Origin of the sequence: Streptococcus infantis, assembly GCF_001579645.1 — a bacterium.
GTDB classification, from domain to species: Bacteria; Bacillota; Bacilli; order Lactobacillales; family Streptococcaceae; genus Streptococcus; species Streptococcus infantis_E.
In genome coordinates this window covers 288,569-302,643 of the sequence record NZ_KQ970818.1, presented here as the reverse complement: position 1 = coordinate 302,643, position 14,075 = coordinate 288,569, and the positions used below count along the sequence as shown (strand labels likewise).

Annotated in this window: 13 protein-coding genes and 1 pseudogene; 5 read left to right on the top strand and 9 right to left on the bottom strand. The window is 40.1% G+C overall.

Going from position 1 to position 14,075, the window contains the following annotated elements; translation table 11 throughout:
* The first annotated feature begins 39 nt into the window (after window positions 1-39).
* Both SINDD18_RS01435 and SINDD18_RS01430 read left to right on the top strand, forming a co-directional pair.
* Window positions 40-561, top strand: coding sequence for a DUF1697 domain-containing protein (locus tag SINDD18_RS01435; RefSeq protein ID WP_061862833.1), 522 nt, complete (start codon window positions 40-42; stop codon window positions 559-561).
* A 10-nt stretch (window positions 562-571) separates the two neighbouring features.
* Window positions 572-1,027: an 8-oxo-dGTP diphosphatase gene (locus SINDD18_RS01430; protein ID WP_061862832.1), complete on the top strand. Its 456-nt coding sequence runs from the start codon at window positions 572-574 to the stop codon at window positions 1,025-1,027.
* Window positions 1,028-1,147: 120 nt separating this feature from the next.
* On the opposite strand, the pseudogene SINDD18_RS01425 reads toward SINDD18_RS01430, so the two are convergent.
* Window positions 1,148-1,888: pseudogene (locus SINDD18_RS01425) on the bottom strand (MerR family transcriptional regulator).
* Between the two features lie 229 nt (window positions 1,889-2,117).
* Between SINDD18_RS01425 and SINDD18_RS01420 the strand changes: the two are divergent.
* Entirely contained in the window at window positions 2,118-3,458 is a 1,341-nt protein-coding gene (locus SINDD18_RS01420; RefSeq protein WP_061862831.1) for a sodium-dependent transporter, read from the top strand.
* Between the two features lie 41 nt (window positions 3,459-3,499).
* Here the strand turns inward: SINDD18_RS01420 and manA are convergent, their stop codons facing one another.
* The 8 genes from manA to SINDD18_RS01380 form a co-directional block, all read right to left on the bottom strand.
* A complete protein-coding gene (manA, locus tag SINDD18_RS01415; RefSeq protein ID WP_061862830.1) occupies window positions 3,500-4,444 on the bottom strand; it encodes a mannose-6-phosphate isomerase, class I in 945 nt (314 codons plus the stop codon).
* A 120-nt stretch (window positions 4,445-4,564) separates the two neighbouring features.
* A complete protein-coding gene (locus SINDD18_RS01410; protein WP_061862829.1) occupies window positions 4,565-6,004 on the bottom strand; it encodes a 6-phospho-beta-glucosidase in 1,440 nt (479 codons plus the stop codon).
* Between the two features lie 166 nt (window positions 6,005-6,170).
* The gene (locus SINDD18_RS01405; RefSeq protein WP_241497303.1) at window positions 6,171-6,851 is read right to left on the bottom strand and encodes a DUF3592 domain-containing protein; all 681 of its coding nucleotides are present in this window, start codon (window positions 6,849-6,851) and stop codon (window positions 6,171-6,173) included.
* A gap of 45 nt (window positions 6,852-6,896) precedes the next feature.
* Window positions 6,897-7,244 (bottom strand): VOC family protein, encoded by a 348-nt coding sequence (locus tag SINDD18_RS01400; RefSeq protein ID WP_061862827.1) that lies wholly within the window; start codon window positions 7,242-7,244, stop codon window positions 6,897-6,899.
* Window positions 7,245-7,498: 254 nt separating this feature from the next.
* Window positions 7,499-9,274: a pyruvate oxidase gene (gene spxB / locus SINDD18_RS01395; RefSeq protein WP_048688661.1), complete on the bottom strand. Its 1,776-nt coding sequence runs from the start codon at window positions 9,272-9,274 to the stop codon at window positions 7,499-7,501.
* Between the two features lie 217 nt (window positions 9,275-9,491).
* Window positions 9,492-11,714, bottom strand: a complete 2,223-nt coding sequence (locus SINDD18_RS01390) for a heavy metal translocating P-type ATPase (protein ID WP_061862826.1) — start codon at window positions 11,712-11,714, stop codon at window positions 9,492-9,494.
* A 9-nt stretch (window positions 11,715-11,723) separates the two neighbouring features.
* Entirely contained in the window at window positions 11,724-12,095 is a 372-nt protein-coding gene (locus SINDD18_RS01385; protein WP_000933322.1) for a cupredoxin domain-containing protein, read from the bottom strand.
* 10 nt (window positions 12,096-12,105) lie between these two features.
* Window positions 12,106-12,501: a CopY/TcrY family copper transport repressor gene (locus SINDD18_RS01380; RefSeq protein WP_045763230.1), complete on the bottom strand. Its 396-nt coding sequence runs from the start codon at window positions 12,499-12,501 to the stop codon at window positions 12,106-12,108.
* A 206-nt stretch (window positions 12,502-12,707) separates the two neighbouring features.
* Here SINDD18_RS01380 and SINDD18_RS01375 point away from each other — a divergent pair, with 206 nt between their 5' ends.
* Window positions 12,708-13,388: an amino acid ABC transporter permease gene (locus tag SINDD18_RS01375; RefSeq protein ID WP_061862825.1), complete on the top strand. Its 681-nt coding sequence runs from the start codon at window positions 12,708-12,710 to the stop codon at window positions 13,386-13,388.
* Window positions 13,348-14,025 (top strand): amino acid ABC transporter permease, encoded by a 678-nt coding sequence (locus tag SINDD18_RS01370; protein WP_061862824.1) that lies wholly within the window; start codon window positions 13,348-13,350, stop codon window positions 14,023-14,025. The genes SINDD18_RS01375 and SINDD18_RS01370 overlap by 41 nt, the downstream gene beginning before the upstream one ends.
* The last annotated feature ends 50 nt before the right edge of the window (window positions 14,026-14,075 follow it).

The window sequence follows — 14,075 nt, the reverse complement described above, 5'->3', positions numbered from 1 at the left end:
ATATAGTATCTAAAGATATTGGATAAGAAAGGAGCTATTTTGGAACATATTATTTTACTGAGAGGTGTTACACCGAATGGACAAAATGCTATCCCTAAAATGTCTTATCTGGTAGATATCTTAACAGAGGCTGGTTTTCAACACGTTCGAACTTATATTCAAAGTGGAAATATTATTCTTGAAAGCGACTTAGCCATAGAAGAAATACGAGAACAAGTCCATACTCTAATAAAAGAAAAAATTGGAGCCGACTTGAAAATGGTTATTAAAAATAAGAGTGATTTTACAAAAATTGTCCAAGAAAATCCGTTTGGAGAACACTATCTTTATGACCGTATACATATAATTCTTTTCCAGAATGCTATCCAAAGTCTACCATTTGAAAAATTGGATAGTGACTATGGTGAAGAAGAAATTTGTATCGGCAACCATTGTCTTTACCTCTATCTCCCTAGAACTGCAAAACGAAAAAAGCTTAATACCAACTATCTTGAAAAGCTGTTCGGCGTTGATCTGACCATGCGAAAGTTAAACGTGGTAGAAAAATTACTAACAAAATAGGAAAAATAAGATGATTAGAAGAGAATCAGTCGAATTTGTCAACATGTGTATGATTAAAAATGGGGACAAGGTTTTGGTTCAAGATCGAGTTAGTCCTAACTGGCCTGGCATTACTTTTCCTGGTGGCCATGTTGAACGTGACGAATCCTTTGTCGATGCTGTCATTCGTGAAGTGAAAGAAGAAACTGGTCTGACCATTTCTAAACCCCAACTCTGCGGTATCAAAGATTGGTATGATGATGCAGATTATCGCTATGTTGTCCTCTTTTACAAAACTGAACACTTTACTGGGGAGCTCCAATCTTCAGACGAAGGAAAAGTCTGGTGGGAGGATTTTGAAAATCTATCTCATCTTAAACTGGCTACTGAGGATATGTCTGATATGCTTCGTGTTTTTTTGGAAGAAAATCTCAGTGAGTTCTTTTACTACAAGGATGATGAAGACTGGTCTTACCAACTCAAATAACAGTAAATCGGCAGAGATTACTCCGCCGATTTTTAGCTTGTCTAATCTTCAAGCTAGGTCTGTGTCCTCCAATTAAAATTCTGTTACTGGCTTTGTCAGTGCTAGCTTAGTCTTTGAGTTTTATCGAGTTTGTGTGCTTACATAGTGGGCAATAACATCTGATGTGTACTGAGCTGTCCCTGGGCCAAATTTGTCAATATTTTCCTTAAACTCTGGATTATAGACATAGCCTTGGCCGATATGACCGAAGACTTCCATAGAGCAGTCAAATCCATAGGTACGAATGGCTTGCAAGAGCTTGGCTGCTTCCTCTTGGTTTTCAGATGCTGTTATCGGCAGACCAGATTGTAGATTTTGAGCCAAGGCTTGAAAGACTTGATTAAAGGCTGTTGTAGCTTCATCCTCTCGTCCTTTTTGACGCTCGAGAGCCTGGTCCATGACTTCCTAGCCATATTTTTCTACCGCCTCTTGGTGGTATTTTTGATTGTCTTGATAGCTAAATCCAGTGAATTTTTCTTGAATGGTCATTTTTATTTCTCCTTTTTGTTCTTGAATGGTTTTTTGTAAGGTTGAAATTAAGGTATCCAAATGTTGTCTTTCTCGAGTCAGGTAATCCAACTGTCTCGTCAAATGTGGTAACAAGTTCATCTTTTCTTCCTTCAATAGCTCTGCTATTTTTTCTAAAGAAAAGCCTAGATACTTGTAATAAAGGATAACCTGAAGTCGTTCTAAATCTTCTTGACTGTAGGTTCGATAGCCATTTTCTGACTTTAATGGGACCAAGAGTCCTATCTTATCATAATGGTAAAGTGTTTTGATAGAAACGCCTGAAAGCTGCGCAGCTTCTTTGATATGGTACATGATTTCCTCCTCACATAAATAGTATATACCCTCCCCTTTGGGGAGAGTCAAGTATTTTATTAAGATTTATGAAAACGTAAAATTGATTTTCTTGACAGACTTCAAAAATCATGATAGGATAATCAAGTCTATCAATCAAATAAAAAGCTCATAAAGAGTCATTGAGAGAAGGCTATTTGACAACTCAAGTAGCCTTTTCTTATTTTAAAAAATAGATCGGAGTTTTACTATGTCTGAAAAATCGCAATGGGGCTCGAAACTGGGCTTCATCCTTGCGTCTGCTGGTTCTGCTATTGGTCTTGGGGCCGTTTGGAAATTCCCTTATATGACCGCTGCCAATGGTGGAGGAGGATTTTTACTGGTCTTTCTCATCTCAACGATTTTAATTGGTTTCCCGCTTTTGCTGGCGGAGTTTGCCCTTGGTCGGAGCGCTGGCGTATCAGCAATCAAAACCTTTGGTAAGCTTGGAAACAATCATAAATACAATTTTATTGGTTGGATTGGCGCCTTTGCCCTTTTCATCCTTCTCTCATTTTATAGTGTTATTGGAGGATGGGTTTTAGTCTATCTAGGTATCGCTATTGCTAAAGCCTTCCAAGTTGGGATTAGCAGTGATTATGCCCAGCTCTTCACAGACATTATTTCAAATCCATGGATTGCTCTCGGTTCCCAAGCCCTCTTCATCTTCCTCAACATCTTTATCGTATCTAAGGGAGTTCAAAAAGGGATTGAAAGAGCATCGAAAGTTATGATGCCCCTGCTCTTTATCATCTTTGTCATTATCATCGGGCGCTCTCTCAGCTTGCCTAATGCCATGGAGGGTGTGGTTTACTTCCTCAAACCTGACTTTTCAAAACTGACAAGCGCCGGACTCCTCTATGCTCTGGGACAATCTTTCTTTGCACTATCGCTCGGTGTTACTGCCATGTTGACCTATGCTTCTTACTTGGATAAGACAACCAATCTGGTCCAATCAGGTATGTCCATCGTTGCCATGAACATCTCTGTATCCATCATGGCAGGATTAGCTATTTTCCCAGCTATGTCAGCCTTTAACATCCAGTCTGAAGGTGGTCCAAGTCTCCTCTTTATTGTCTTGCCTCAACTCTTTGACAAGATGCCTTTTGGAAGTATTTTCTACATCCTTTTCCTATTGCTTTTCCTCTTTGCGACAGTCACTTCTTCTGTCGTAATGCTGGAAATCAATGTAGGCAACATCACCAACCAAGACAATCGTAGACGTACTAAGTGGAGTATGATTTTAGGGGTTTTGACTTTTGTATTTGGTATCCCTTCAGCCCTATCCTACGGAGTCATGGCAGACGTTCAAATCTTTGGAAAGACCTTCTTTGATGCCATGGACTTCTTGGTTTCTAATCTCCTCATGCCCTTTGGTGCCCTCTGCTTGTCTCTCTTTACAGGATATATTTTCAAAAAAGCATTGGCTATGGAGGAACTCCATCTTGATGAAACACCGTGGAAACAAGGACTTTTCCAAGTCTGGCTCTTCCTTCTTCGTTTTATCATCCCAATCATTATCATCGTGGTCTTTATCGCCCAGTCTATGTAACTATAAAAAGGACTTGAGTAATGAACTCAGGTCCTTTCTTTTTACGGATGGCTAACAATCAATTCCAAATCTTGTCCTTCAAGTGTCCAAGTTTCAACATCACTTGGTAAAATAAAGTGGCTACCTTTTTGAATTGGATAATCTTTACTGTCCACAGTTAGTTTCCCTTGACCAGCTAAGACACTCAATAAGCTATAGTCAGCTGTCTTTTCAAAGTCAACTTTTCCAGTGATTTCCCACTTGTAAACTGCGAAGAATTCATTGGATACAAGGAGAGTTGAACGCAAATCATCTGCTTTGACGGTTACAGGACGGCTGTTAGCAGGCTCACCAATATTTAGAACATCGATGGATTTTTCAAGATGAAGCTCGCGCAAGTTACCATTATCATCCTTACGGTCAAAGTCATAGACACGGTAGGTTGTATCACTAGACTGTTGCGTTTCAAGGATCAAGATACCTGCTCCAATAGCATGCATGGTTCCACTTGGAACATAGAAGAAATCTCCAGCTTTTACAGGAACTTTTGTTAACAAGGCATCCCAGTTTTTATCTTCGATTTGCTGGCGGAGTTCTTCTTTTGACTTAGCGTTATGGCCGTAAATAATTTCTGAACCCTCATCTGCAGCAATAATGTACCAACATTCTGTTTTTCCGAGTTCGCCCTCATGTTCTAGGCCATAAGCATCATCTGGGTGAACTTGAACACTGAGCCAGTCATTGGCATCAAGGATTTTTGTTAAAAGCGGAAATACTGGCTCTGGACGGTTACCAAATAACTCACGGTGTTCCGCATACAAAGTAGCTAAGTCGATTCCCTCAAAGCGACCATTGGCTACCTTGGAAACACCATTGGGGTGAGCTGAAATTGCCCAATATTCTCCGATTTTTTCGCTTGGAATGTCGTAGCCAAACTCATCACGAAGTTTAGTCCCACCCCAGATTTTTTCTTGCATTACGGAATTTAAAAATAATGGTTCTGACATGTTTCATCTCCTGTCTGATTTTTCACCCTCATTATAGCAAAAAAAGAGTCCTAATTGAACTCTTTTTTCTATCTTATAAAGAAGGGAGAAGATTTTGTAAAAATAGTGAATAAATGTGTTCTACTCAATGCTTGCACCATTACTGGCAATGACCTCCTTGTACCAGTAGAAGGACTTCTTCTTGCTACGTTTGAGACTTCCATGACCTTCATTATCACGATCCACATAGATAAAGCCATAGCGTTTGTTCATTTCGCCTGTTCCAGCTGAAACTAGATCGATACAACCCCAAGTTGTATAACCAAGCAAGTCTACTCCATCTTGGCATATGGCATCTCGCATAGCCTTGATGTGGGCCTCTAGATAAGCAATCCTATAGTCATCTGCTACATAACCATTCTCATCCGGTGTATCAATAGCACCGAGGCCATTCTCTACGATGAACATGGGCTTTTGGTAACGATCCCAGATGGCATTGAGGGTGATTCGAAGCCCAAGTGGGTCAATCTGCCATCCCCATTCTGAGGATTCTAGATAGGGATTTTTGAGAGAGGCAAAAACATTTCCAGCTGTTAATTCTTTAACTTCTGGATCACCTGAGGCCACTCGACTTGCATAGTAAGAGAAGGAAACAAAGTCAACAGTGTAATTCTTCAACAAATCTAGATCCTCTGCCGTCATTTCAATCTCAATTCCTTCACGCTCCCACTGCTTCTTAGCGTAGCTTGGGTATTCCCCACGCGCTTGAACATCAATGAAAAAGTAACTCTTGCGATCTTCCTCCATAGCAGCCCAGTAGTCTCTCGGATGGGCTGTGTTAGGATAATACTGCCCTGCTGCCAACATACATCCAACCTTGTTTTCTGGGTCAATTTCGTGGGCAAGCTTAGTCGCCAGAGCTGAAGCTACCAACTCATGGTGAGCTGCTTGGTATTTGACTTGTTCTTGAATTTCACCTTCTTCGAAACAGAGACCAGCTCCCATAAAGGGGGCATGAAGAATCATATTAATTTCATTAAATGTTAGCCAGTATTTGACCAAGCCCTTGTAACGGGTAAAAAGTGTACGACAGAGATTCTCATAGAAGTCCAACATACGACGATTGCGCCAACCACCATACTCAGTAATTAAGTGCATGGGGCAGTCAAAATGCGTGATGGTTACCAGAGGTTGGATCCCATACTTGTGGCACTCCTTAAACAAGTCTTCATAAAAGGCTAGACCAGCTTCATTTGGCTCTGCTTCATCTCCTTTGGGGAATATTCTTGTCCAAGCAATGGAAAGTCGATAAGTCTTAAAGCCCATTTCCGCAAAAAGGGCAATATCTTCCTTGTAATGATGGTACATATCAATGGCTTCTTTTGCTGGGTAAAAATAGCCCTCCTCAAACGAGAACATCTTTTTCTGACCTGTGATTATGGCTTCACGGTCAGGTCCAATCGGTACCACATCGACATTAGCCAGACCTCGACCATCTAGATTATAAGCTCCCTCACATTGATTAGCTGCCGTAGCACCACCCCAGAGGAAACCCTCTGGAAATTGTAGTATTTCTGTCATCACTTTACCTCACATGATTTAGTACTACTATTATACTATCAAACATTTAAATAAAGCTGAAATAGCTCCAAAAAATGTTTTAAGAAAAGCATTTTCTTTACAAAAAAGCTTCTACGATGAACATAGAAGCCAAATAGGGTAGTTGAAATTTGTATACAAAACTGCTTTATTTCATAAGATTTGGAAGAATGAACATGATAAAGAAAGCTAGAGCAACCATAATACAAACATTAAGATAGATAAAACATTTTGCCAACCATGCATATCGCCCAGGTCTTAGTGGTCTTTCTACATAGGAATGTTTTGGTTTTTTAGGATCATAATAAACAGCAACTTTTCCACCAATTGGAAAGCGTTCCTTAAGTGGAGATTTTGTATAAGACAAAAAACTATTCCCCTTAACTTTGTATCTTAAAATCTGAGGAATCTCACCATCTTCGAGATTATCCATTTTTACATCAGAGACAACCGAGCCCAAGGGAGTACTGATTGTATTTGATATAGCCATAAGAAATTTTGGACCTACAACCTTGTATTGGTTCCCGTCAACAGTATACTCAACCACAGGGAGGTTTATCCCGTTATAAAGAGCATAAGAGTATCTAATAATAACTCCTTCGGTTTTTTCCGTACATCTCTTGGCATTTCTATAATTACTCAAGATAAAAAAGTCAAAAATAAAATAGGTAAAAGCAGCAAAGCCTAACATCATCAAACCAAATAATAGAAAGAAAGTAGTTGGCATCATTTTCTCCTTCAAATATCCTAATGAATCTATTTTAACAGAAAAGACACAAAAGAAAAAGATCGGGTTGCTCCGATCTTTCAATAGTTCATATTCGCACATTCTTTTTTAAGAATCATTATGGTTAACTTCAAATGGCTAAGCGTCCTATTTCATAAGATAAAAATCAATCACTAGACCAGCAGGGCCACTTACTAGCAGGGATTCGGTTCCCCAATCAGTTACAACTGGCCCATGTAAAATCTCAATCCCTAATTCTTTCACACGCTTTTGATTCTGTTCCAAATCTTCAACTTCAATGTGTAAAATGATTCCTGACTGAAAATTTTCCAAAGGTATCAAATTGTTTTGGGATAACATGAGGCAGTGACTGCCAATCGTGAACTGAGCAAAACCATCATCAACATAGTCTGCCTTCTTATCCAAAATATGCTCTAAGTCAGCACAGACTTGGGGAACATTTGAAACAATAATATCCAATTGATTTAAATTCATTTACTATCCTCCATAAAAAGACCGGATTGCTCCGATCTTTTCAAGTTCTGCTCAAAGAAAATCAAAGAATAAACAAGGTGGAACCAAGTTTGATGGCAAATCTTTGCTCATCAAACTACGAAAAATCCTTTGGGACTTTTTCTAGGCTCCACACTAGATTCCATCATTGAAATTTATGGTTTCAATGATGGAATCGTCGGCAGTAACCTAATAAAGAAGTCTACAAATTTATCTTTGATTTTCGACGAGAGGAATTATTTGATTGCGCGTGATTGCAATCCTTCTTCTTCCAAGAAGAGGCGGAATGGTACAAGTTCTTCTGCTTCGTATTTTTCCTTAAAGGCTTTGATTGCTTCTTCTGAGTGTTGTTTTGGATCCAACTCAAGTACTTCTACTGGAAGTGGACGGTGTGGAGTAATGTGAGCATCGATAACAACAGTTTTACCTTCTTTGTTGAGTTTAACAGCTTCTGCAACAACTGCGTCGATGTCTTCGATACGGTCAACTGTAAATCCAATAGCTCCTTGAGCTTCAGCGATTTTCGCATAGTCAGCATTAGGGAAGTCACAACCAAACAAGTGTTTGTTTGTGTCTTCGTATTTGTCCTTGATGAAGGCATATTTACCATTTGAGAAGACAACGTTGATAACTGGAAGGTCGTATTGAACGTTTGTGATAACGTCTGGGTAGCACATGTTGAAAGCTCCGTCACCCATAATGTTCCATACTTGGCGATCTGGATTGTCTTTCTTAGCAGCGATACCTCCAGGAAGGGCAATACCCATTGTCGCAAAGAGTGGAGATGTACGCCACATGTTCTTAGGTGTCATGTGAAGGTGACGAGTAGATGTTTGAGTAGTGTCACCTACGTCGATTGAATAGATAGCGTCTTGATCAGCATGTTTGTTGATTGCATTGTAAACTTGATACAATTGCAATTCACCCTCAGTTTTACCTTCGAGCTTGTTCATGTAATCACGCCAGTTTTGGTTATTCTTAACGTTTGCACGCCACCATGGAGTAGATTCAACTGGATTCACTTTGTCAAGGATTGCTTTCGCTGCTTGACCTGCATCACCAAGGATTGAAGCGTCTAGAGCATGACGTTTACCAAGTTTGTAAGGGTCGATATCGACTTGGATGAATTTTTCAGTATTCTTGAATGCTTCGTAAACTTCAGCAAATGGGAAGTTTGAACCAAGGAAAAGAACTGTGTCTGCTTCAAAGACAACTTCGTTGGCTGGTTTCCAACCAACACGGTAAGCAGAACCTGTCAAACCTTCGTAGTTCCATTCAAAAGCTTCAAAGTTTTTACCAGTTGTGATGATTGGTGCTTTGATTTTACGTGACAATTCAGTAATCACTTCACCAGCTTTAACACCACCGTAACCAGCATAGATAACTGGACGTTCAGCATTGTTCAAGATTTCAACTGCTTTGTCAATTTCAACTTCGTTCAAAGCAGGAGCGATGAATGAACGTTCGTATGAACCTGAACCGTAGTATGAGTTTTCGTCGATTTCTTGGAAACCAAAGTTTACTGGAATTTCAACAACGGCTGGACCTTTTTTAGAAACGGCAGCACGGCAAGCTTCGTCGATAACTTTTGGTAATTGCTCTGCGTAAGCTACACGTTTGTTGTAAACAGCGATACCGTTGTACATTGGGTTTTGGTTTAATTCTTGGAAAGCATCCATGTTTAATTCATTAACAGGACGTGATCCAAGGATAGCAAGGAATGGAGTGTTATCCATAGCTGCATCGTAAACACCGTTGATCAAGTGAGTCGCACCTGGACCACCTGAACCAACTGCAACACCAATAGATCCGCCAAATTTAGCCTGCATAACCGCTGCAAGAGCACCTGTTTCTTCGTGGCGAACTTGCAAGAAACGGATATCTTTGTCTTCAGCCAAAGCGTCCATAAGTGAGCTAAGTGTTCCTGATGGGATACCGTAGATAGTGTCTACGCCCCATGTTTTCAATACGTTAAGCATTGCTGCAGATGCAGTAATTTTCCCTTGAGTCATAATGATAACTCTCCTTAAAAGTTAATTTGATGAATAATAAAAGCGCTTTTATATGTTTTTTGAAAACGATTCAGTAAATTTACACTCCTAATTTATCACATTTACTTATAGTTTCATAAGAATGTGCTCAGAAAACTTCATTCTCTATTACAGTACAGATTGAAAACGTTTTGAAAATCTGTTTTAGAATAGCAAAAAAGCGGTTAAGACCGCCTTTTTAATCCACTTTAGTAAAATTAAGCATGAGAGAACTGATTAGAACAGAGACTGAACTAAAGGCCATGGCTAATCCTGCAAGTTCTGGATTGAGCACCAAACCAAGCCCTGAAAAGACTCCTGCTGCAATCGGAATACCAATGAGGTTATAGATAGAAGCCCAGAAAAGATTGAGTAGAATACGATTAAAGGTCTTCTTACTCATATCAAAAGCACGCGCCAATCCTAGTAAATTGTTGGTTGTGAGGACAAGATCTGCTGATTCAATGGCAATATCTGTTCCAGACCCCATAGCAATTCCGACATCTGCTACACTGAGGGCCGGCGCATCATTGATCCCATCTCCAACAAAGGCCAATTTCCCATTCTTTTGAAGCTTGTGAATTTCATGTGCCTTTTCCTCTGGCAAGACATTTGCGATCACTTCTTCGATTCCAATTTGCTCTGCAATCGCATGGGCTACTCCAGCATTATCTCCGGTAAGCATGACAGTTTTAAGACCACGTTTTTTCAATTTGGCAATAGCTTCTCGAGCATTTTCCTTAGGGACATCCTGCAAGGCAATTAAGCCTTTTAACTGACCATCCACGGATAGGAAGACAACTGTTTTTGCTTCTTTCTCAAGTAAATCAAATCGTTCTTGATAGTCACTCGGAATGTCAAGATCAGCTAAAAGTTTGGCATTCCCAAGCAAGACTTGTTTACCATTAATAATCCCAGTCACACCTTTTCCATGCAAGGCTTGGAAGTTTTCCACTGGGTAAAGGCTAATTCCTAGTTCAGATGCACGATTAACAATAGCTTGAGCTAGCGGGTGTTGAGATACATCTTCCAGTGAAGCAGCCAAGCTGATCACTTCTCTTTCATCACCAATAACATCTGTCACTACTGGCTTCCCTTCGGTCAAGGTTCCAGTCTTATCAAAAACAACTGTTTGAACTTTTTGAATTTCCTGTAAAACTGTACCATTTTTGAGGAGAACCCCCATCTTAGCACTTCGTCCTGTTCCTACCATAAGTGCTGTCGGTGTCGCAAGTCCAAGAGCACAAGGGCAAGCAATAATCAAGACAGCAACTCCGTAAAGAAGGGAAGTCACAAAGCTTTCACCAAGAAAAACAAACCAGATCCAAAAAGTAAGGAGTCCTAAAATGACAACTGCTGGTACGAAAATTCCAGAAATCTTGTCTGTCAAATCTTGAATCGGAGCACGACTGGTTTGAGCTTTCTTCACAAAGTCTACAATCTGAGCCAACATGGTTTCAGAACCTACTTTTTCAGCTCTAAAAATGATCGTACCACTATTATTGATGGTTGAACCAATGACAGCATCTCCAACTGATTTATCGACTGGAATACTTTCCCCAGTTACCATTGATTCATCAATACTAGTTTCTCCTTCTATTACAGTCCCATCAACGGCAATTTTTTCACCTGGTCGAACGCGAATGAGATCCCCAACTTTGACTTGTTCTAGAGGTATTTGAACATAAACATCATCACGCAAAACCTCTGCTGTTTTTGCTTGTAGGTCTAATAATTTTTCGACTGCCTGCGAAGTATTTTTTCGCATTTTTTCCTCAAAAACTGCTCCCAAAAGAATGAAGAAGAGGATAAATGCAGCACTTTCAAAGTAAACAGGCAGACCAGTGAAGAGGGCAACTAAGCTATAGAAATAGGCCACTAGGGTTCCCAGAGCAACCAAGGTATCCATGTTGGAATTGTGCTTTTTAAAACTAGCCCAGGCGCTTCTGATATATGGAACTCCAGCTACCAGCATAATGGGTGTTGTGGCTAAAAAAGTGCCCCAACGCATGACTTGGTGACTAATTCCTCCTGTAGACATCCCAATCATGAGAATCACAAGAGGCACAGTAAAGATACTAGTAATCCAAAAACGCTGAAAAAGACTGAGAGACTTTTTAGTTTTTTCAACAACGGTGTAGGTTCCCTTTTGCATCTTCATGCCACAAGAAAACTCGTGCTCACCCAAGTCTTGAGGAGTAAAACGAATGATCTTTTCCTCATCTTGGGCGATTGGTTCTAGAATTCCTTCTTCTTCGAAGAGAATTTCTTTATAACAGTTTGATGGTGTCACACGGTGAAAGGTAATCTCAGCAGGAATTCCTTTTTGTAGTTGAATATGGGCTGGATGGTAGCCTTTGTCTGCCGTGATACGGATTTTTTGAACACCATTTTCAAGACTTGCTTTTACAATTTCAGTCATATCATTCTCCTATTCTACAATCATCTTACCGTGCATCATATTCATGCCACAAGAGAAACCATACTCACCTGCTTCTTCAGGTGTGATTTCAACCACATATTGGTCTCCCATAGGCAGATCTGCATGCACTCCAAAGTCTGGGAAAACGATTTGGTCCAAGCAGGGTGAAGGATCTTTTCGATCAAAAATAATGCGAGCAGGTTGCGATTTTTTGAGGATAATGGTTTCTGGAGTATATCCTCCCATGACCTCCACTCGAATCTCCTGATAGCCATTTTTTTGCTGGGCTCTCTTAGCATCTTCTTGCGGTTTTTTGAAAAACCAAAAGAGGATAAAAGCAATCATTCCTAAAACAACAATAGATACAAATAGATTTAACATAGCGTCTCCTTTACATACAATTACATCTTACTTCTGTTACAGCACTTGCTTTTTTCTTTGAAATCACTTCTTCCAAACCTTCCAAGTCAGCTAGGGTAAAGTCACATTCTTCAATCAAATCAGCTAGCAAGAGCTTTATTCTGCGGGAACAAAGCTTGTCTTTGATATCCTGAACCATTAAGCCCCTACTATCATCTAGCGTTAAAAGGGCCGAATAGACAAAGGACTTGCCCTGTTTTTCCCGAGTCAAACATTCTTTCTCCACCAAACGGGCCAAGAGTGTCTGGATCGTGGACTTAGACCAGCTGAATCTTTTTTCTAATACTTTTATCAGATCCGTACTAGTCTGCTCGCCCTGCATCCAGATAATCTTCATGACCTGCCATTCTGCATCTGAAATCTGCATGGTTATCTCCTCTAAAATCTACATTTGTCAATCACAATTATTACTATACACCTATAATCTACATTTGTCAATCATAAAATCACATTTTTAAAATTTATCGCCTCTATAAATATTTTTTATCACCACAATAAAAAATACATATTATCCAAAGCTCTCTTTTAATGCTACAATAACTGTATCATTTTCCTAGATGGGAGGTTCTACTTTTGGATTGGTCCATTGTTGAACAATATCTACCACTCTATCAAAAGGCATTCTTTCTGACCTTGCATATTGCAGTTTGGGGAATTCTAGGTTCTTTTTCGCTGGGACTCATCGTCAGCGTCATCCGGCATTACCGCCTTCCTGTTTTCTCACAACTGGCAACAGCCTATATAGAATTGTCACGAAATACACCCCTTTTGATACAACTTTTCTTTCTCTACTTCGGTCTACCTCGAATAGGGATTGTTCTTTCTTCAGAAGTCTGTGCAACAGTCGGGCTCATCTTCTTAGGTGGTTCCTATATGGCAGAATCCTTCCGAAGCGGGCTAGAAGCCGTCAGTCAAACCCAGCACGAGATTGGTTTAGCCATTGGTCTTACACCTTTTCAGGTCTTTCGCTACGTGGTTCTTCCACAGGCAACAGCGGTTGCTCTACCATCCTTTAGTGCCAATGTTATTTTCCTCATCAAGGAAACATCTGTCTTCTCAGCAGTTGCCCTTGCTGACCTTATGTATGTTGCTAAGGATTTGATAGGACTCTACTATGAGACAGATATCGCCCTAGCCATGTTGGTGGTTGCTTACCTTATCATGCTTCTACCTATTTCACTAGTCTTTAGTTGGATAGAAAGGAGGCTCCGTCATGCAGGATTCGGGAATGCAAGTACTCTTTCAGGGAAATAATCTCCTGAGAATCTTACAGGGATTGGGCATCACGATTGGGATTTCTATCCTGTCTGTCCTCTTATCCATGATTTTCGGAACAGTGATGGGAATTATCATGACCTCTCATTCTAGAGTGATTCGCTTTTTGACACGCTTATATCTAGAATTTATTCGTATCATGCCCCAGCTGGTGCTTCTCTTCATCGTTTACTTTGGTTTGGCTCGAAACTTTAATATCAATATCTCAGGTGAGACTTCTGCTATTATCGTTTTCACCCTTTGGGGAACAGCTGAGATGGGTGACTTGGTTCGTGGCGCTATCACTTCCTTGCCTAAACATCAGTTTGAGAGCGGACAAGCGCTTGGTTTAACTAAAGTGCAACTCTACTACCATATCATCATCCCACAAGTCTTGAGAAGGCTTCTACCGCAAGCCATCAATCTTGTCACTCGGATGATTAAAACGACTTCCTTAGTTGTCTTGATTGGGGTTGTTGAGGTTACCAAGGTTGGACAACAAATCATTGATAGCAATCGTTTGACTATCCCAACAGCTTCCTTTTGGATTTATGGAACCATCCTAGTCTTGTATTTCGCAGTTTGCTTCCCTATTTCCAAACTATCTACTCATCTAGAAAAACATTGGAGGAATTAAATGTCTGAAACTATTTTAGAAATCAAGGAACTGAAAAAATCCTACGGAGA

Excerpts from the sequence above, each read along its gene's own strand:
- SINDD18_RS01430 (WP_061862832.1), top strand. The coding sequence starts at position 572 with ATGATTAGAAGAGAATCAGTCGAATTTGTCAACATGTGTATGATTAAA.
- SINDD18_RS01400 (WP_061862827.1), bottom strand. The coding sequence starts at position 7,244 with ATGAATTTAAATCAATTGGATATTATTGTTTCAAATGTTCCCCAAGTC.
- SINDD18_RS01380 (WP_045763230.1), bottom strand. The coding sequence starts at position 12,501 with ATGCAGATTTCAGATGCAGAATGGCAGGTCATGAAGATTATCTGGATG.
- SINDD18_RS01370 (WP_061862824.1), top strand. The coding sequence starts at position 13,348 with ATGCAGGATTCGGGAATGCAAGTACTCTTTCAGGGAAATAATCTCCTG.
- SINDD18_RS01390 (WP_061862826.1), bottom strand. The coding sequence starts at position 11,714 with ATGACTGAAATTGTAAAAGCAAGTCTTGAAAATGGTGTTCAAAAAATC.
- manA (WP_061862830.1), bottom strand. The coding sequence starts at position 4,444 with ATGTCAGAACCATTATTTTTAAATTCCGTAATGCAAGAAAAAATCTGG.
- spxB (WP_048688661.1), bottom strand. The coding sequence starts at position 9,274 with ATGACTCAAGGGAAAATTACTGCATCTGCAGCAATGCTTAACGTATTG.
- SINDD18_RS01410 (WP_061862829.1), bottom strand. The coding sequence starts at position 6,004 with ATGACAGAAATACTACAATTTCCAGAGGGTTTCCTCTGGGGTGGTGCT.
- SINDD18_RS01405 (WP_241497303.1), bottom strand. The coding sequence starts at position 6,851 with ATGTGCGAATATGAACTATTGAAAGATCGGAGCAACCCGATCTTTTTC.
- SINDD18_RS01420 (WP_061862831.1), top strand. The coding sequence starts at position 2,118 with ATGTCTGAAAAATCGCAATGGGGCTCGAAACTGGGCTTCATCCTTGCG.
- SINDD18_RS01385 (WP_000933322.1), bottom strand. The coding sequence starts at position 12,095 with ATGTTAAATCTATTTGTATCTATTGTTGTTTTAGGAATGATTGCTTTT.